The sequence below is a fragment of the Agrobacterium sp. 22-221-1 genome (genome assembly GCF_053522445.1).
The window spans coordinates 167991-186312 of the sequence record NZ_JBNWCL010000009.1; the positions used below are offsets into that span (position 1 = coordinate 167991).

At 61.1% G+C, this 18322-nt stretch carries 16 protein-coding genes; 6 read left to right on the forward strand and 10 right to left on the reverse strand.

Annotation, left to right across the window (positions count from 1 at the left end; all coding sequences use genetic code 11):
- Window positions 1-172: 172 nt before the first annotated feature.
- The gene (locus ACQZ5N_RS15985) at window positions 173-1408 is read left to right on the forward strand and encodes a GAF domain-containing sensor histidine kinase (protein WP_448733430.1); all 1236 of its coding nucleotides are present in this window, start codon (window positions 173-175) and stop codon (window positions 1406-1408) included.
- Between the two features lies 1 nt (window position 1409).
- The gene (locus tag ACQZ5N_RS15990) at window positions 1410-2132 is read left to right on the forward strand and encodes a response regulator transcription factor (protein ID WP_003522116.1); all 723 of its coding nucleotides are present in this window, start codon (window positions 1410-1412) and stop codon (window positions 2130-2132) included.
- A gap of 3 nt (window positions 2133-2135) precedes the next feature.
- On the opposite strand, the gene ACQZ5N_RS15995 is transcribed toward ACQZ5N_RS15990, so the two are convergent.
- Together ACQZ5N_RS15995 and ACQZ5N_RS16000 are read right to left on the reverse strand one after the other, a co-directional pair.
- On the reverse strand, window positions 2136-3152 hold the full coding sequence (locus tag ACQZ5N_RS15995) for a DNA topoisomerase IB (RefSeq protein WP_448733431.1): 1017 nt from the start codon (window positions 3150-3152) through the stop codon (window positions 2136-2138).
- 104 nt (window positions 3153-3256) lie between these two features.
- Complete coding sequence (locus ACQZ5N_RS16000) at window positions 3257-4483, reverse strand: PQQ-dependent sugar dehydrogenase (protein WP_448733432.1); 1227 nt, start codon at window positions 4481-4483, stop codon at window positions 3257-3259.
- 185 nt (window positions 4484-4668) lie between these two features.
- On the opposite strand from ACQZ5N_RS16000, the gene ACQZ5N_RS16005 reads away from it, so the two are divergent.
- On the forward strand, window positions 4669-4854 hold the full coding sequence (locus tag ACQZ5N_RS16005) for a hypothetical protein (protein WP_003508485.1): 186 nt from the start codon (window positions 4669-4671) through the stop codon (window positions 4852-4854).
- Here the strand turns inward: ACQZ5N_RS16005 and ACQZ5N_RS16010 are convergent, their stop codons facing one another.
- The 3 genes from ACQZ5N_RS16010 to ACQZ5N_RS16020 all read right to left on the reverse strand — a co-directional run bounded on the left by ACQZ5N_RS16010 (window position 4855) and on the right by ACQZ5N_RS16020 (window position 6886).
- Window positions 4855-5481: a class I SAM-dependent methyltransferase gene (locus ACQZ5N_RS16010; protein WP_080853887.1), complete on the reverse strand. Its 627-nt coding sequence runs from the start codon at window positions 5479-5481 to the stop codon at window positions 4855-4857.
- A gap of 8 nt (window positions 5482-5489) precedes the next feature.
- The gene (locus ACQZ5N_RS16015; protein ID WP_448733433.1) at window positions 5490-6158 is read right to left on the reverse strand and encodes a pseudouridine synthase; all 669 of its coding nucleotides are present in this window, start codon (window positions 6156-6158) and stop codon (window positions 5490-5492) included.
- A gap of 140 nt (window positions 6159-6298) precedes the next feature.
- The gene (locus ACQZ5N_RS16020; RefSeq protein ID WP_448733434.1) at window positions 6299-6886 is read right to left on the reverse strand and encodes an IMPACT family protein; all 588 of its coding nucleotides are present in this window, start codon (window positions 6884-6886) and stop codon (window positions 6299-6301) included.
- A 53-nt stretch (window positions 6887-6939) separates the two neighbouring features.
- On the opposite strand from ACQZ5N_RS16020, the gene ACQZ5N_RS16025 reads away from it, so the two are divergent.
- Window positions 6940-8184 carry a TIGR03862 family flavoprotein gene (locus tag ACQZ5N_RS16025; protein ID WP_448733435.1) on the forward strand — a complete coding sequence of 415 codons (1245 nt, stop codon included), beginning with the start codon at window positions 6940-6942 and terminating at the stop codon, window positions 8182-8184.
- On the opposite strand, the gene ACQZ5N_RS16030 is transcribed toward ACQZ5N_RS16025, so the two are convergent.
- From ACQZ5N_RS16030 to ACQZ5N_RS16040, 3 genes are all read right to left on the reverse strand, one after another.
- Window positions 8176-9237, reverse strand: a complete 1062-nt coding sequence (locus tag ACQZ5N_RS16030; protein ID WP_448733436.1) for a quaternary amine ABC transporter ATP-binding protein — start codon at window positions 9235-9237, stop codon at window positions 8176-8178. The genes ACQZ5N_RS16025 and ACQZ5N_RS16030 overlap by 9 nt on opposite strands.
- Window positions 9230-10117, reverse strand: coding sequence for an ABC transporter permease (locus ACQZ5N_RS16035; protein ID WP_035263623.1), 888 nt, complete (start codon window positions 10115-10117; stop codon window positions 9230-9232). The genes ACQZ5N_RS16030 and ACQZ5N_RS16035 overlap by 8 nt, the downstream gene beginning before the upstream one ends.
- Window positions 10118-10337: 220 nt before the next feature.
- Window positions 10338-11336 carry an ABC transporter substrate-binding protein gene (locus ACQZ5N_RS16040; RefSeq protein ID WP_035263625.1) on the reverse strand — a complete coding sequence of 333 codons (999 nt, stop codon included), beginning with the start codon at window positions 11334-11336 and terminating at the stop codon, window positions 10338-10340.
- Here ACQZ5N_RS16040 and ACQZ5N_RS16045 point away from each other — a divergent pair.
- Window positions 11314-11601 (forward strand): hypothetical protein, encoded by a 288-nt coding sequence (locus tag ACQZ5N_RS16045; protein WP_448733437.1) that lies wholly within the window; start codon window positions 11314-11316, stop codon window positions 11599-11601. The two genes, ACQZ5N_RS16040 and ACQZ5N_RS16045, sit on opposite strands and share 23 nt — an antisense overlap.
- Before the next feature lie 101 nt (window positions 11602-11702).
- Entirely contained in the window at window positions 11703-14678 is a 2976-nt protein-coding gene (locus ACQZ5N_RS16050; protein ID WP_448733438.1) for a PAS domain-containing protein, read from the forward strand.
- Between the two features lie 16 nt (window positions 14679-14694).
- Here the strand turns inward: ACQZ5N_RS16050 and ACQZ5N_RS16055 are convergent, their stop codons facing one another.
- A complete protein-coding gene (locus ACQZ5N_RS16055) occupies window positions 14695-15639 on the reverse strand; it encodes a 2-hydroxyacid dehydrogenase (RefSeq protein ID WP_448733439.1) in 945 nt (314 codons plus the stop codon).
- Window positions 15640-15884: 245 nt separating this feature from the next.
- Window positions 15885-18233 (reverse strand): polysaccharide biosynthesis tyrosine autokinase, encoded by a 2349-nt coding sequence (locus tag ACQZ5N_RS16060; protein WP_003522127.1) that lies wholly within the window; start codon window positions 18231-18233, stop codon window positions 15885-15887.
- Window positions 18234-18322 lie beyond the last annotated feature (89 nt).

Below are 18322 nucleotides of genomic sequence, written 5' to 3' on the forward strand. Positions count from 1 at the left end.
TTTGGCTTGTATAGGCGGATCGCGGCAATCTTCCTGCGGGTTTCCGCAGAAAGCATGCGGGAACCCGCAGGACGAAACGCCACTGCTGGGCGCAGAATGGATGATGCGGCGCCCAAGGGGTTGAAGCTTCGCCGCGATGGTCGAAAGCAGGCGCTTGGGAGGGCGTCCGCACATGCTGGATACGCCGAAAAGTGCTCTTTTTCATCATTATATGGGCATTTCGCGGCTGCTTGCCGGGCAGCTCGAATTTAATGCCATCATCCAGGCGGTCGCCACCGAGATCAGCCATATCATCCCGCATGACCATATGGATGTCTGCATCAAGCAGCTGGATGACAAATATCACATCGCCTATGAGAGTGGTCTCGTCAGCGCCTGGAGCCGGCAGCCGCCCGCCCTTCTGACCGGCAGCCCGATCCGTTCGCTGTTGTCTGGCGAGGTGGAATACCTTTTGAGCGGCGACGCCTGTTCCGATCCGCGCTTTCATTTCGAAGGGTCGTTTTCAAGCCCGATCATCGAACTTAACCTGCATAGCCGGCTGCATGTGCCGATGAAGGTGCATGGCGATATCATCGGCGCGCTGAGTTGCTCCTCCCACCAGTCGGACGCCTATACGATGGAGGATGTGGCGAATGCCCGCGCCGTCGCAGATTTGCTGGCGCCCTATTTCTACGCGATCCGCGCCGCCGAGCAGGCCAAACGCTCCGCCATCGAGGAAGCGCGCGCCAATGCCCGCGAGGAGGGCCTGCGGCTGGGCGCGCTGCAATTGACCGAGGCGCTGGAGGCCGAACGGCAGCGCATCGGCATGGATCTGCACGACCAGACGCTCGCGGATTTGACCCGGCTGGCGCGGCGCATCGAGCGCATGAGCCATACCCCTGACCTGTCAGGCGAGATGCTGGAGCCGGTGGTGCGCAGCCTGCAGCATTGCATGCAGGATTTGCGCGAGATCATTGAGGAGGCGAAACCCTCGATCCTGCAATTGTTCGGCGTCGTTGAGGCCATCGAGACCTATGTGGACCGTTCCGTGCGCGATAGCGGATCGGCAATCGACTGGTCGGTGACGGATGAGACGGACGGGCTGGTGGAAAGGCTGGACAAGACGGTGGCCATCTCGCTGTTCCGCATTGTGCAGGAGGCGGTGAACAATGCCATTCGCCATGCCCAGCCCGAAGCGATTGCCGTGAAACTGACCGCGATCGACGGCGGCTTGCAGGTGACGGTCAGCGACGACGGCAGCGGTGGCGGCGAAGGCGGGGCCTCCGGTGGCCTCGGCATCGGCAATATGAAGACGCGGGCGCGGCTGATTTCGGCGAGATTCGATATTGGCGGCAATGGCACGGGAGCGGGAACCCGCATCACCGTAACCTTGCCGGCAGGCGCTTTCGACCGGCGGGAGGAGTTGTGACATGGATGTGCTGATCGTCGAGGACGATGCGCTGCACCGCGCCTATCTGAACGAGGCGGTGCGTGCCGCGCTGCCGGAATGCGACAAGGTTCTGGAGGCGGCAAACGGCAGAACCGGCGAGAAGCTCGCGCGCGAAAATCGCGCCGCCCATATCGTCATGGATTTGCAGATGAACGAGCGCAACGGCATCGAGGCGGCGCGCACCATCTGGAAGGAAAGGCCCGATACCCGCATCCTGTTCTGGTCCAACTATTCCGACGAGGCCTATGTGCGCGGTGTTTCCCGCATCGTGCCGGAAGGGGCCGCCTATGGCTACGTTCTGAAATCCGCCTCCGATGACCGCCTGCGGTTGGCGCTGCGCAGCATCTTCATCGAGGCGCAATGCGTGATCGACCGGGAAGTGCGCGGCCTGCAGGAAAAGAGCCTCGGCAAGGCCCATGGCTTTACCGATTCCGAATATGAAATCCTTGTCGATGTCGCGCTAGGGCTTACCGACAAGGCGATTGCCCGCCGCCGTAACCTGTCGCTGCGCAGCGTGCAGAACCGGCTGCAAAGCCTCTATGAGAAGCTGAACGTGCATCAGGCAGCCGGCGATGACGAGGCGGAAGGCCGGTATAATCTCAGAACCCGCGCTGTTACCGTCGCTTTCCTGCGCAAATTGCTGAATTACAGCGCGCTGGAAAGGGCCGAGCGGGAACTGGCGGAATGGGCGGGCAGCCGCTGATCCTCAGGGCAGGAAGGCAAGCAGCCGTCTTTCATCCGCCCTGAGGCCGGAGACGGGCTTTGCCCCGACCTTCAAAATGCGGCCAAGTTTTTTCTGCGCTTTCTCTTCCGTGGCTATACCGAGGACGGCCGGGTGCACATAGCTTTTGCGGCAGATGGCGGGCGTGTTGGAAAGCTCTGCGGCCGCTGCCTGGCACATGCCCTTCATGCTCGGCTTGTCGCCCGCCGCCACATGTTCCATGGCGTTGCAGAAGGCGGCGAGCGTTCCGCCCCAGGTACGAAAGGTCTTGGCGGAGATGCCTTGCCCGCCGATGCGGGAGAGGTAAGCGTTGAGATCGCTGGAATCGACGGAATGCACGCGGTTTTCGCTATCCTGCCAGACGAAGAGTTCCTTGCCGGGCAGATCGGCGATCTCCTCGAGGATTTTCTGAAGGCGGGGGTGGCGCAATTGCCGTTTCACCTTCTGCCCGCCCTTGGCGGCAAACCGCAGCTCGATGGTTTCACCGAAGGAGACGTGCCGCTTGAGCAATGTCGTTGCGCCATAGGTGCCGTTGGTTTCGAGATAGGAGCGGTTGCCGACGCGCAGATAGGCGGCATCGAGCAGCAGCGTGAGCGCCGCGAGCGTCATTTCCGGCCCATGATCCTGTTTTTCGATATCGGCGATGGCGCGGCGGCGAATGGCGGGCAGCGCCCTGCCGAAGCTTTTCAGCTGGAAGAATTTCGTTTCGCCCCGGAGCGCATGCCAGTCGGGGTGATACCGATATTGTTTTCGCCCGCGGGCATCGAAACCCGTAGCCTGCAGATGGCCGGCGGGGTCGATGCAGATCCACACGTCCTTATAGGCGGGCGGCACGCCGAGCGCTTTGATGCGCTTCAGTTCGACGCTGTCGGAGAGAAGTTCGCCGCCCGGAAGGCGGTAACAGAAACCGCGTCCGCGTTTCTCGCGGGCAATACCCGGCTCCTGATCGTTGACATAGGCAAGTCCGATTTTGGCAAGAAGGCGGGTGGGCGGCTGTGGCATGGTTTTTTCCGGCAGGTTTCACGCTGCGGCAAACGAAAAACAGGCCGCCTTCGTTCCGGCGGCCTGTCGTTCCAGTCGTGAGTTTTCTCAGCCGGCCTTTTTAATCAGCCGGCCTTGGCGATCCGCAGAATCTGCGATTCACCGCCGCCGCGCTCTTCGGTCACGGCATAGATCGCGCCATCCGGCCCGACCTTCACGTCGCGAATGCGCGCTTCCAACGGCAGCCGGCTTTCGGTGGCAACCCTGTCGCCATCGATATGCAGGATGACGAGGCCCTGGCTTACCAGACCGCCGACGATGAAGGCACCCTTCCATTCGGGAATCTGGTCGCCGTCATAATAGGCCATGCCGGAGGGGCCGATGACCGGGTCCCAATAATAGACCGGCTGTTCCATGCCTTCCTTTGCGGTAACGCCTTCGCCAACCGACCTTCCGCTATATTCGACGCCATAGGTGATGACCGGCCAGCCGTAGTTCAGGCCGGCCTTCGGCATGTTCAGCTCATCGCCGCCGCGCGGGCCGTGTTCCACGGTCCAGAGCCTGCCTTCTCCGTCCAGCGCTGCCGCCTGCAGGTTGCGGTGGCCATAGCTCCAGATTTCGGGGAGGGCGTTCTGTCGGCTGGCGAAAGGATTGCCTTCAAAGGCCTTGCCCTGTGTATCGATGCGGAAGACTTTGCCGAGCCCGCTCGACAGGTCCTGCGCCTGCACGCGCGGCTTTGAATCGGAACGTTCGCCGACGGTGACATAAAGCTCGTTGTTCGGCCCGAAGACGAGGCGGGAGCCGAAATGTTTGTCGCCGTCATAGGTCGGCATCTGGCGGAAAATCACCGAGACATTGTCCAGCTTTGCCGCGCCGCCTTCCTCGGTCAGTTTCGCCGAGGCTACCGAAGTGCCGTTGCCGCCATCGCGCGGTTCGGAGAAGGAGAAGAAGATGGTGCGCGACATTTCGAAATCGGGAGCCAGCGCGATGTCGAGAAGGCCGCCCTGTCCGTCGGATGCCACCTCAGGCACACCCGCGATCGCCGGGCCGGCCTTGCCGTCTGCGACGATATGGATGGCGCCTTCCTTGGCTGCGACGATCATGCGGCCATCGGGCAGAAACTCCATCGACCACAGATGCGGTAGGCCGTCCGCGATCACGGTTTTTTCGACGCTTGGCTGGGTGGCGGCCTGTGGCGCGCGGGTCTGACCCTCAAAGGCCGGTTTCTGATCCGGCGCATTCGGCCGTTTCGTTTCGGCGGCCGGGGCCTGGGCCTGTGCAACGCCGGCAAGCGGCACGGCGAGCAACGCACACAGGATCGTCGAACTCAGAAATCGGTTGTTATGGAACATGGGTCTCCCTTCCATCGTTTACGTCAGGCAGAGAACCATTTGGGGAGGATTTCGTTTCCTGCGATAGTTTCAAGAAAACTTGATCACTCCGTGTGCAGGCGGCACGCTCTTTTCTCATCCATGCGAATTCATAAGGAACCGCCAGCCTGCGGTCACGTTTTCCCCTTTGTTACACGGAGAGCGCCATGCAGATCATCGACAACAAGACCATAGACGGGAACAGAACCAAGCCGATCCTCAACGTCGCGGAATTCTGCCGGCGTTACCGGCTGGACAAGGCCGAGGAAACGCGGCTCAGAAAACTGTTCGGCGAGTTCGCCTCGCGGCACGAGCTTTTGATGAATGCGCAGCGAAAGCCGAGCTTCCGTTGATCATTCCTCCGGGTCGATAGATTTTCCGAAGATCATGAAGACATCATAACGGGTGTTCTTGCCCATTATCTGATGCGAAGGCTTGCGAATGCCCGGCATCGGCTCGGCGCGCAGGGGCCATTTCAGAACCACCCGCTTCGTCGCATTCTCCAGCGCAGCTTCCATCAGCTCCACCTGATCCGGGTCGGAGCCAACCAGTTCTCTCAGCACCCGCATCTCCTTTTTCACCAGCGCCGTGTTATGGCGCGGCGGATGCATGGGGTCGACAATCACCACCTCCGGTGAAAGCTCTTTCAGCAACTGGCGTGAATCTCCGTGAAGCAGCGTCATGCGCGCCGCCGCCTCGGCATAGGCGCCGCCAGCCTCCAATGCGCGGCGAATGCCGTCCGCAAGATGGGCATGCATTCCCGGCGAGCGCTCGATCAGCGTTACTTCTGCTCCCAGTGAGGCCAGCAGAAAGGCGTCTCGCCCGAGGCCTGCGGTCGCATCCACGATCTTTGGCGTGCGGCCCTTTGTGAAACCCGCGGCTTTCGGCAGGGCCTGTCCGCGCCCCTCGCCGGAGCGGAAACGGTGTCCGACTGCACCGCCGACAAAATCTACTACGAAGCTTTCGTCTTTTTCTTTCATCGCAGGCCTCAGAAGGGGCAGGGCACGGTATAGGTGACGTCACGGCCACCTGGATGGCGGAACCCGACCTCCTGCGCATGCAGCATCAGGCGCGGCGCGGCGGCAAGCGCTTCGCCTTCGGCATAAAATTCATCGCCGAGAATGGGGTGGCCAAGCGCCTTCATATGCACCCGCAATTGGTGGGTACGGCCGGTAAGGGGTGTCAGCGCCAGCCGTGTTGCCGGAAGCGGCAATCGTTCCAGCACCCGCCAAAGGCTCTGTGCCGGCTTGCCGTTCTCGCGGTCGACCCGGTGGCGGGGCTTGTTTTCGGGATCGATGGCGAGCGGCAGGTCCACTTCCCCCGCTTCTCCCACAACCTCTCCCCAGACAATGGCGACATAGGATTTGCGCGTCTGGCGGTTTTCAAACTGCGACGCAATCGCCGCATGCGCCTTGCGGTTCAGGGACATCAGCACGATGCCCGATGTGTCCTTGTCCAGCCGGTTGATCATCAGCGCTTTCGGGAACTGTTTCTGCACACGCGTCATGAGGCTGTCGGAAAGCGCGGGATCGCGCCCCGGCACCGATAAAAGCCCGCTTGGCTTGTCGAGCACCAGCAGATCGTCGTCGCGGTGCACGATGGTGAGCCAGGGGTCGAGTGGCGGATGATAGACGGGGTTGGAAAGCTCGGATGACATGTCGCTTCCTTAGCACGAATTGCGCATTCGGACAGACGCTAGAGCATTTCCAGGAAAAGTGGACCCCGGTTTTCCGTCCGGAAATGCGCCAAAACAAAGAGTTAGAGTGTTTTCGCGATTCGAAGAAAAGCGAAAAAACTCTATTCGGGAATATGCAAATTGACGCGCCCGCTGGTCAGGTCGCTGAGAAGACGGGTGAGCCGTTCGGCTTCTTCGGCCGGAACCGAGAGCAACATATTCGCGCCGGTTCCGGTGAAATCTTCCTTTTCCACCCGCAGGTTCTGTGTGGCGGAAAGGCGCGATTTCACCAGCGCCAGATCGGAAAAGGGGCAGCTCAAAGTCGCGCTGACATAAGCGATGACCGGCCAGGTTTCTCCAAGCCGTAGACACGCTGCCGCCGTGCCGCCATAGGCGCGCATCAGCCCGCCGCTGCCGAGCAGGATGCCGCCGAACCAGCGGATGACGAGAACGGCGACATTGTCCAGCGCCTGACCGTCGATGGCCTGAAGGATCGGTTTCCCGGCCGTGCCCGAAGGCTCGCCGTCATCGCTGAAACGATAGGTCTGGCCGCTTCGCCATGCCCAGCAATTGTGGTTCGCGTCGGGATCGGAATGCGCCGCAAGAAAGTTCTTCGCATCCTCTTCGCCCGTCACCGGCGCGGCAAAGGCGATGAAGCGGCTTTTCTTGATATCCTGCGAAAAGGTGACGGGTCTGTCGAGCGTGAACATGGGCGTTTCAATATCGCATATATTCGCATGCGGAAATCGGTATAAGGCTCGGAATGGCGAAGATGGCGATGGAGAGGGTTTTGGCAAAGGCGAGGCAGGTCGCGATTATCGGCGGCGGACCGGCGGGGTTGATGGCGGCCGAGATGCTTTCGGCCGCAGGCCATGCCGTGACGGTATTCGAGGCGATGCCGACCGTGGCGCGCAAATTGCTGATGGCCGGAAAATCCGGCCTCAACATCACCCATGCCGAAGATTACGACAGCTTCCGTCACCGGTTCGGCGATGCGGAACCGAGGCTGCGCGCCGCTCTCGATGATTTCACGCCGGATATGCTGCGCGACTGGGCGCAGGGGCTGGGGCAGGAAACTTTCGTCGGCACTTCGGGTCGGGTGTTTCCCACCGTCATGAAGGCCTCGCCGTTGCTGCGGGCATGGCTTGCCCGGCTGGAGGCGCAGGGGGTGACCATCAGGACGCGGCATCGCTGGACGGGTTTTCCCGGCGGGCAGCCGGTTTTCGCGACGCCGGAGGGCGAGATTACCATCAAGGCCGATGCCGTTCTTCTGGCGCTCGGTGGCGCAAGCTGGCCGCGTCTCGGCTCCGATGCCGCATGGGTTCCGGCGCTGGCGGAGAAAGGCGTGGTGCTTTCCCCGTTCCGCCCCGCCAATTGCGGTTTCGACGTTGACTGGAGCGACATCTTCCGCGCGCGTTTTGCGGGGGAAGCGGTGAAATCCACCATCACCATTTCGCCGGCAGGGGCTTTTCAGGGCGAATTCGTCATTACCAAGCATGGCATCGAGGGTAGCGTGATCTATGCCCATTCCGCCGCGCTGCGTGACCGGCTGGAAGAGGTGGGCAAAGTGTCGCTCGCAATCGATCTTGCGCCGGGACGTACGGTGGAACGCCTCAGCCGCGATCTGGCGAAACTCGGGCGGAAGGAGAGTTTTGCAAACCGCATGCGCAAGGCGGCCGGCTTATCGGCTGTGAAGGTCGGGCTTCTGCGGGAAATCTTTCCCGACATCGCGGCCATGCCGGACGATTTCGTCGCCGCGAGAATAAAACATGCCGAGATACCGCTTTTGCGGACGAGACCGATTGCCGAGGCGATTTCATCGGCCGGTGGCGTCGCGTGGAGCGGTCTCGATGAGAACTACATGCTGGAAAAGCTCCCCGGCATATTTGCTGCCGGGGAAATGCTGGATTGGGAAGCGCCGACCGGCGGTTATCTCTTGACCGCCTGTTTCGCCACCGGCAAGGCTGCCGCAAAGGGCGTGGCCGCGTGGCTTGAAGGCTCAGCCTGACAAGCGTTCAGCCGTGCCTGCTTCCTCACCATGTGCGGTCCTGACGAGGCAGCGCATGATGGCGTCAGTGGTGACGGCGCCGAGCGATTTGCCGTTTTCCCCGACGACCGTGGCGCTGCTGACATTTTCCCGGACGAGCGCACGCAGACCCTCTTCGACCGTCATGTCCGCATCCAGCTGAAGCCGCGATTGGCCGGAAAATTCCGGCTGGACGATGGCGCCGAGGCGAATGACCCTGCCGCGATTGACCTCCTCCACGAAGGCCTCGATATAGCTGTCGGCCGGCGACATGACGATTTCCGCGGCCGTGCCCTGCTGGATGATTTCGCCGTCACGCAGAATGGCGATCTTGTCGCCGAGCCGCAGCGCTTCATCGAGATCGTGGGTGATGAAGACCACGGTTTTTTTCAGTTCTTTCTGCAGTTCCAGCAGCACCGTCTGCATATCGACGCGAATGAGCGGATCGAGCGCCGAATAGGCCTCGTCCATCAACAGGATTTCGGCATTGTTGGTGAGCGCCCGCGCCAGACCCACACGCTGCTGCATGCCGCCGGAAAGCTGGTTCGGATAATGGCCGGAGAAGCCTTCCAGCCCCACGCGCCTGATCCAGACTTCCGCCCTTTCCTCCCGCTCGCGCTTGTCGACACCCTGCACTTCGAGACCGTAGACGACATTCTGCAGCACGTTGCGGTGTGGCAAGAGGCCGAATTTCTGGAACACCATCGCCGTCTTGTGGCGGCGAAACTCCAGAAGCTCGGCTTCGTTGAGGCGGCACACGTCCGTGCCGCCATAGAGGATTTCGCCGGCGGTCGGGTCGATCAGCCGGTTGACGTGGCGGATCAGTGTCGATTTGCCGGAACCGGAAAGGCCCATGATGACGGTGATCTGCCCGCCCGGCATGGTGATGTTGATATCGCGCAGGCCGAGCACATGACCATGTTTGGCGTTGAGATCCGCCTTGGACATGCCGGCCTTGACGGGTTCGACATAGTCGGCTGCCCTGGGGCCGAAAATCTTGTAGAGGCTGCGAATTTCGATCGATTGACTAGCCATGCGCCACTTCCCGGTGTTTTTGCAGGCGAAGGCCATAGGCCTGGCTGATGCGGTCGAAGATGATGGCGATGCCGACGATGGCAAGCCCGTTGAACACGCCGAGCGTGAAATACTGGTTGGCAATGGCCTTCAGCACCGGCTGACCGAGGCCCTGCACGCCGATCATGGAGGCGATGACGACCATGGCGAGCGCCATCATGATGGTCTGGTTGATGCCGGCCATGATGGTGGGCAGTGCGAGCGGCAGCTGCACCTTGAAAAGCTTCTGGCGCTTCGAAGAGCCGAAGGCGTCGGCAGCCTCCAGCACGTCGCGGTCGACCATGCGGATGCCGAGGTTGGTAAGCCGGATCATCGGCGGAATGGCGTAGATGACGACGGCGATGACGCCGGGCACGCGGCCGATGCCGAGCAGCATGACGACAGGAATGAGATAGACGAAACTCGGCATCGTCTGCATCACGTCGAGAACGGGATTGACCACGCTCTGCAGGCGGTTGGAGCGTGCCATGGCGATGCCGATGGGCAGGCCGACGACGATGGACAACACGGCGCAGACGAAGATCATCGAGACCGTCTTCATCGTGTCCTCCCACATGCCGAACCAGCCGATGGCGAAGAGAATGCCGCAACAGAGCGAAACAATGGTGGCGCTGCGGCTGCCGAACCAGGCAAGCGCGCCGACAATAAGAATAACGACCGGCCAGGGTGCGCCGATCAAAAGCCTTTCCGCCCAGATGAGGAAGCTCTGAAGGGGGGTGAACAATCCCTCGATTGCGCCGCCATAGGTTCGGGTGAAAGCCCGGAACCCCTCGTCGATGACTTTTTTCAGCGCGCGCAGAGCATCGTCATTCATGGTCGGAAATTTGAAAAGCCATTCCATATCCTGTTCTCCATGACGAACCGGAGGCGGGGATCGATATCCTCCGCACTCCGGGAGTAAAATCGTCAGAGCGCCGCGCATCCGTCAGGACGCAGGGCGGAACGCTCTGTTGAACCGGCGCATCGTCACCGGAAAGCCGGGAGGCATTCCAGGGCCGATGCGGGCACGGCGTCGCCGCTGGCGGACGCCGTTTGCCGGGCAGATATGCAGGGACCGGCTTTTAAAGGGCGGCCTTGACCTTTTCCGCGACGTCAGGAGATACCCAGCCCGTCCACAGCGCTTCGTTTTCCTTCAGGAAGTGCTTGGCGCCGTCTTCACCGGTCGCCTGGTTGTCCGTCATCCAGGCAATCAGCTTGTTGACCGTGTCGTTGGTCCAGGCGCGCTTGTTCAGATAGTCCATGGCCGGGCCGGCACGATCGGCGAAGGTCTTGCTCACCAGCGTCTGCACGTCATCCACCTGCCATGCGTTCGGCTTCGGGTCCGCGCAGTCGGCGACGGATGTGCAGCGCTTCCATTCAGCCGCATCGTAGTCGGCGCCGAAGCCGAGCTTCACCATCTCATATTTGCCGAGCAGCGAGGTGGGCGCCCAGTAATAACCGACCCAAGGCTGCTTGGCTTCGTAAGCCTTGGCGATGGAGCCGTCGAGACCTGCCGCGGAGCCGGTGTCGACAAGAGTGAAGCCGGCCTTTTCACCGCCGAAAGCTTTGAAAAGCTGCGCGGTGACGACAGTGCCGCCCCAGCCCTGCGGGCCGTTGAACACGGCGCCCTTCGATTTGTCTTCGGGCGAGGGGAAGAGTTCGGGATGTTTGAAGAGGTCCGGAATGGTCTTGAGATCGGGATTGGCGTCGGCGACATATTTCGGAATCCACCAGCCCTGGACCGCGCCGTCCGAGAGGATCTTGGCGGCCGCAACGACCTTGCCGCCTTCCAGCCCCTGCTTGACGATTTCCGGCTGCAGGCTGACCCATGCCTCAGGCGCGATATCCGGCTGGCCTTTTTCGGCCATGGAGGTCAAAGTCGGCACGGTATCGCCGGTGACGATTTCGGCGGAGCATCCGTAGCCCTTTTCGAGAATGAGCTTGTCCAGATTGGCGGCGACTTCGGCGGATTGCCAGTTCATGCTGGCGATCGTCACGTTTCCACAGTCGGCGGCATAGGCCGCGCCGCCTGAAAAGGCGAAGCCGGCGGAAAGAATTGTGGCACCCAAAAGTATTTTCATTGTTGTTCCCTCTGGTCGCGGTGTGGCGAAGACCCGGGCGCTGGCGGCACCGCGACCGCCAGCGCCCGTATTGAGGCTTAATAATTCCTTTGTGGCCGTTCCGTTTGCGGCAGATTCTGGCGTATTGAGGATGGCAATTATCAATCAATTATCTGGTCTGGCGGATGTGATCTCCAGATCTGCGGTGTCGGGATACCGAATTCGCGTCACGGTTCCGGCGGAGCATCCGGATATTTCGCGCGAATGGAACTTTTTCGAAATTTAAAAAAAAGGCCGGGAACAATAAAGGGAAGTTTTTGTTTTCTTGGACTTTTATCCCGTGCTGTATTACGGGAGACTTTCTCTCGATTTTTGTGGTGATGTTGAATGACCAATCTTCGTGCTGCCCCGGTATGGCCGATCGGTGGCGGTGAAACGGGTGAGCTTGTGCGCCGCTTCGACTGGTCGAAGACATCGCTCGGTCCTATTTGCGACTGGCCGCAAAATCTGAGGCAGAAAGCCAATTCCGTCGTCAACTCCCCCATTCCGCAGGTGCTGATGTGGGGCAGGGATCATGTGATGATCTACAATGACGGCTATGCGGAGATCGCCGGCAATTATCACCCGCAGGCGCTGGGCGGAACCGTACCCGGCATCTGGCCGGAAATATGGGACTGGAACAGCCGCATTCTCGAAGCCGGTTTTCGCGGTGAGGTCATGGCCTATCGCGACCAGCCGATGACGCTGATGCGGCATGGCCTGCCGGAAGAGGTGATCTTCGATCTGTTCTACACGCCGATCTATAATGAAGGCGGCACGGTAGACGGCGTTTTATGCACCGTGCTTGAAAATACCGACAAGGTGAAGGCCGTGGAGGCGCTGGAACAGAGCCGCAAGGAACTGAGCCGGCTTACCAATGCCCTGCCCATTCTGGTCGGATATGTCGACCGTGATTACGTTTATAAATTCGCCAATGACGGCTATCTGGAATGGTTCGGCCGCCGCGCCGAGGAGGTGATCGGCCGCAGCGTTCCCGAAATCGTCGGTGAGGCGTTTTTCGAGGCCCGCAGGGCCTATCTCGACCGCGCACTCAGCGGCGAGAAGATCGTTTCGGATACTGTGATCAGCAGATCGGACGGCAGCACGCGCGCCGCCGAAATCCGCTATGTTCCGCGTTACATTGCCGATGGCTCCATCGACGGCATCTATGTGCTGATCATCGATATCGAGGAGCGCAAGCGCTCGGAGCGGGAAATCCTCATCAGCAACAATCGTTTCCGTGCTGCGGTGGATGCCGTGCACGGCGTGCTGTGGACCAACAGCGCCGAAGGAATGATGCTGGGCGAACAACCCGCCTGGAGCGCTTTGACGGGTCAGACTCCGGAAGACTATCAGGGTTTTGGCTGGGCGGATGCGGTCCATCCCGAGGACAGGCAGGGGTCTGTCGACAGCTGGAACAAAGCGGTCGCGGAAAAGTCGACCTATATCTGGGAACATCGGGTGCGCCGCCATGACGGCGTCTACCGCACTTTTGCGATCCGGGGCGTGCCGATTTTCGACAAGGCCGGCGCCATTGCCGAATGGGTCGGCGTCCATACGGATGTCACCGAACAGCGGCGGGCCGAAAACACCCTCAAGGAACATGCGAGCAATCTCGAGCGCGAAATTCGTCACCGCATCCGGGCGGAAGAGCAGCTTCGGCAATTGAACGAGAGCCTCGAGGCGCGTGTCGAGGCGGAAATGGCCGAGCGCCGCCAGACCGAAAAGGCGCTACAGCAGGCGCAGAAAATGGAATCCATCGGCCAGCTCACCGGCGGCGTGGCGCATGATTTCAACAATCTGCTACAGGTGATCGCCGGCAATCTGCAATTGCTGTCAAAGGATGTGATCGGCAATGAACGTGCGGAGCGGCGGCTGGAAAACGCGCTTGCCGGCGTTCATCGCGGCGCAAAGCTGGCCAGCCAGCTTCTGGCCTTCGGCCGTCGCCAGGCGCTGGAGCCGCGCGTCATCAACATCGCCCGTTTCGTAACCGGCATGGACGATCTGCTTCGCCGCTCGCTCGGCGAGGCGATCGAGGTGGAGGTCATCACCTCGGGCGGTCTCTGGAATACCTATGCCGACCCCAACCAGGTGGAGAACGCTCTTCTCAATCTGGCCATCAATGCGCGCGACGCCATGGAAGGGCAGGGCAAGCTGACCATCGAGGTCGGAAATGCGGTTCTCGACCGCGATTATGCCCGCAAGCACTCGGAAGTTTCGGCGGGGCAATATGTGATGCTCGCCGTCACCGATACGGGTTCGGGCATGTCGCCGGAAATTCTCGAAAAGGTCTTCGAGCCGTTCTTCTCGACCAAACCGGAAGGCAAGGGCACGGGTCTCGGGCTTTCGATGGTTTATGGTTTTGCGAAACAGTCCAGCGGCCATGTCAACATCTATAGCGAGGTGGGGCAGGGCACGACGGTGAAGATGTATCTGCCGCGCTCCGCCGCCGATGAGGACAGGGAAGTGGTGATGCCGACCGGCCCCGTGGAGGGTGGCACGGAAACCATTCTTGTGGTGGAGGATGACGAGGAAGTGCGCAACACCGTCGTCGAGACCTTGAGCGATCTCGGCTACCGCGTGCTCACCGCCCGCGATGCGCAGGCCGGTTTGACGGTGGTGGAAAGCGGCATTCCGATCGATGTCATCTTCACCGACGTGGTAATGCCCGGACCGTTGAAAAGCCGGGAAATGGCGCGCCGCGCGCAGGAACGGCTGCCCAATCTCGCCGTTCTCTTCACCTCGGGTTATACCGAAAACTCCATCGTGCATGGCGGCAAGCTGGATGCCGGGGTGGAGCTTCTCTCCAAACCCTATACGCGCGAAGCGCTGGCGCGGCGCATTCGCCACGTCATCGCCAACCGCAAGCAGGTTTCGCTGTCGAGAGCGCGGCCGACATCGGCGCCGGGTTCTTCGAAACTTTCCGAACCGGTCAGGGCGGTCGAAAATCAAAACCGGTCCATACGCGTTCTTCTCGTCGAGGATGACGAGTTGATCCGGATGAATTCGACGGAGATGCTCTCGGAGAGCGGCTTTGCCGTCGTCGAGGCCGGAAATGCGGCGCAGGCGCTGAAGGCTATCGAAGCGGATCAGATCGACGTTCTCGTCACCGACATCGGCCTGCCCGACATGAAGGGCGGCGAACTGGCGGTGGAGGCCCTGCGCCGCAAGCCGGGGCTTGCCATTGTGTTTGCGACGGGCGACAGCCATTTGCCGGAAGGAGCGCCGGAAAGTGCGGTTCTCTTGACCAAACCTTATGACGAACAGCAGATCGTCTCCGCCGTTGAACAGGCCCATACGGGTAAGTCGGTGGCGGCCGAATAGGCCGCCTTGCCGCCGTTCAGTAACCGCGGGCCATGTCGACCGTCTCCGGCAGTCCGCCCGTTTCCCGCCATGTACGAACATTGCCGGCCACGATCCGGGCCGAACTTTCCCGGCTTGTCGGCGCGGAAATATGCGGCAGGACCGTAACTTTGGGATGTTGCCAGAAGGCGGAAGCGGCGGGCAACGGCTCCTGCTCGAAGACATCGAGAACAGCGTGCGAAAGCCTGCCGGAATCAAGTGCGGCAATCAGGTCATCGGCAACGATGACGGCACCGCGGGCGAAGTTGATGAGTGCCGCGCCCTGTTTCATTGCAGCGAGACGGCCGGCATCGAGAAGACCGCGCGTCGCATCGGTAAGCGGCACGAGGCAGACGAGAATGTCGCTCTTTTCAAGCAATGCCTGCAGCCCGTCATCGCCGGTCAACGTTTCCACGCCCTTTATCGCCTTGGCCGAGCGGCTCCAGCCTGCAACGTTGAAACCGGCATGGATAAGGCGTTCCGCCGCAGCCGTGCCGAGCGCTCCGAGGCCGAGGAGACCGACGGTCATCTCGCTGGGGTGGCGGTAGTTCAGCTCCTGCCAGAGCGCCTTTTCTTGGTTTTCGCGATAGGCGGGCATGTCGCGCTGCAGGTAATAGGTCCATGCCAGCACGGCTTCGGCCATGACGCGGGAAAGCTCCGGGTCCTTCAGCCGAACGATGGGGGGAGCCTTATCGCCCAGTTCCAGCACCAGCCGCTCGACACCCGCCCACAGGCTGTGGATCCATTTGAGGCCCGGAAGTGCCGCGATATTGGCCGGATCGGGATTGGCGACGATGGCGAAATCCACTGCCCGTCGCTGTTCGTCCGTCAATTCGGAAAAGGAGAGGATGTCTTCCTGCGGCATGGCGGCGCGTAGCGCCTGTTTCCAGACGGCTTCCGTTTCCGCATTCATCCGTGAAACAAAGGCGATGGGTGATGGCATGGGACTGATCCTGCTTGCGATTTTAGCTTCACGCCATCAATGCGCAATTTCGGTGGGCAATACCATGGGTGGAATGGGGAATTTGTGATTCTTCCGTCATGCCGGACTAGATCCGGCATCCAGCCGCCGCGCGTCTGCGCGGCGCCAAGACTTCTTTTCAGCTCAAGGACTTGGGCTGGCTGGACTCCGGCTCGGGGGCCGGGGTGACGGAGTGTGGATGCAACCGGCCTGTTAAATCTTCACGATCACGCATCTTCCTTTACCGGCGGCTTCGCATCGCCGTAATAGGCGGAGAATTTCTCGTGATAATGCTCCGAACCGCCGGGGCCGGCATAACGCTGCAATTCCGTCATGTCGGTCTTGTTCAGCACGATGCCGAGCGTCTTGTTGGCGATCTGCGGTTCGTTGGCCATCAGGTTCTGCACCATCTGGATCGGCGTCTTGCCCCATTCGGTGACGAAGACGAAACCATCCACCTGCGGCGCAAAGGCCTTGGCGTCGATGACGGGAACCACGGGTGCAAGGTCGACGATGATGTAATCGCAGGCCTCGCGAGCGGAGTCGATGAATTTGCGCATGCCGGAGGAGGAGAGCAGCTCGCTCGAATGGGCGAACTGGTTGCTGGTGGAAACCGGCAGGATGCCCATTTTCGTGCGTGTATCCACCTTCACCGCCTGCGTCCACGGCACTTCATCGAGCACCACTTCAACGAGGCCGGCGGATTGCCGTGTCGTCAACATGCGGCTGAGGCCGGGATTGCGGATATCCGCATCCACCACCAGCGTGCGCTTGCCGGTGGAGGCGATCAGCCCGGCGAGATTGAGCGCCACGACCGACTTGCCTTCGTTCGGCAGGCAGGAAATGACGCCGATGACCCGGCACTGGCGTTCCTGAATGACGACATCTGCCGTGAGTTTCACGTTGCGCAGCGTTTCCGCGAAGCTGGAACGCGGGCTGTCAACGGCAAGGCGCAGCATTTTCTGGAACGAGACCTGTCCGCTTTCGTCAAGCGTGGCGTTCTCGCCGCCGGGGGTGGCGGCGCTGTTGCCCGCCTTGGCATTTTCCACGCCCCTTTCACCGATGAAGGGCAGGTAACCGAGAAAACGCATGCGCAGATTGTCACGCACATCATTGCCGGTGTGGAAGAAGCGATCCCGGAATTCGAGAAGCGCTGCGATACCGCCACCGAGCATCAGGCCGAGAACGACCGAAAGCGCCATGGTCATGGTCTTTTTCGGGCTGGAAGGCGATGTCGGCAGGCCCGCTTCGGAGATGATGCGCGCCTTGGCGATGGGCAGCGACTGCTTCTGGGAAGCCTCCTCGAAGCGGCCAAGATAGGACTGGTAGAGGGTGCGCAACGCCGTTGCCCGCTGCTCAAGTTCGCGCAGCTGGACCATGGTGATGTTGGCTTCGGAATTGCGGCCTGCCACCTTGTCGATATTGTCGCGCAGCGACTGTACGCGGGAATTGGTGACGTCGTATTCGTTCTTCAGGCTGCCGGTAAGCTGTTGCAGTTCCTGATAGATCTGCCGCGAAACCTCTTTCTTCTCGGCGTCCAGCGCGACCGCCTGCGGATGGTCGGCGCCGAATTGCTGGACGATGCCCTGCTGCCGGTCGGAAATGGTGATGTAACGTTTGCGCAGATCCTGAATGACCGAATTATCGGTATCGCGGGCCGAAACGACGGCATTGTCGACAGCCGCATCCGGTCCCCGGTCGATGATCGATTTATACTGGTTGTAACGGGCAGAGGCCGTCGCGGCATCGGCCTGCGCGGCAATCAGCTGGCCGTTCAGGTCGGCAAGCTGGCCTTCCGACATCAGCTCGCCGCGCGAAGAGACGATGTTGTTGTCCGACTTGAATTTCTGTACCGCCAGTTCAGCCGCCTGGGCGCGCTGGTTCAGGTCCGTCATGCGTTCCTGCAACCAGACGGAGGCACGCTCGCTGGCGTCGAAATTGGCGTTCAGCTGTTCGGTAAGGTAAGCCTGCGCATAGGTCTTGGCGATCTGCGCGGCAAGCTGGCGGTCGGTCGAGCGGGTGGAGATGGCGATGACCGAGCTGCGGCCGACACGTTCCACCGTCAGCGACTGCTGCAGAACGGCGGCGGCCTTTTCGCGGCGTCCGGCGCGGATTGCGGCTTCGGAGACCGGCGGATCGCCCGGCAGGACGAGATCGAGAATGCCGCGCACGGAGGATTTGACGAGTTCGACCGGCGACATCGGCGGATTGACGATGGTGTCGTTCTCATCGAGCCTGGCCTTGTCGACCACCGTAAGCGCCATTTCCTTGGATTTCAAAATTTCCACGGCGCTGGCGATGCGGTTGTCAACGATCTGCGCGGCGGGCACCGGCGATTCCTCTTCCGCATAACGGGAAAGACTTTCATCCAGGAGCACCTGCGTCATCGCGGTGTAAACGGGGGTCGCAAGCACCAGATAAAGGCCGGCCAGAACCACGGCGGCGATGACCGAAGCGGCTATGACATTGGCACGACGCACCACGGCGGCCCACAGGCGGTCGAGGTCGATGAACGTGTCGGAATCCTTGCCGGACTCCGGAAAACCGATATTGGATTTAAAGGTCTTGTGGTGCATGGACCTACCTTGTGAATTAAAATGGTACGCGGGAAGCCGAACACATGCTCGCCTTCCCGCCTCCCGTTATTGGTGCGCCGGCCGCCTCC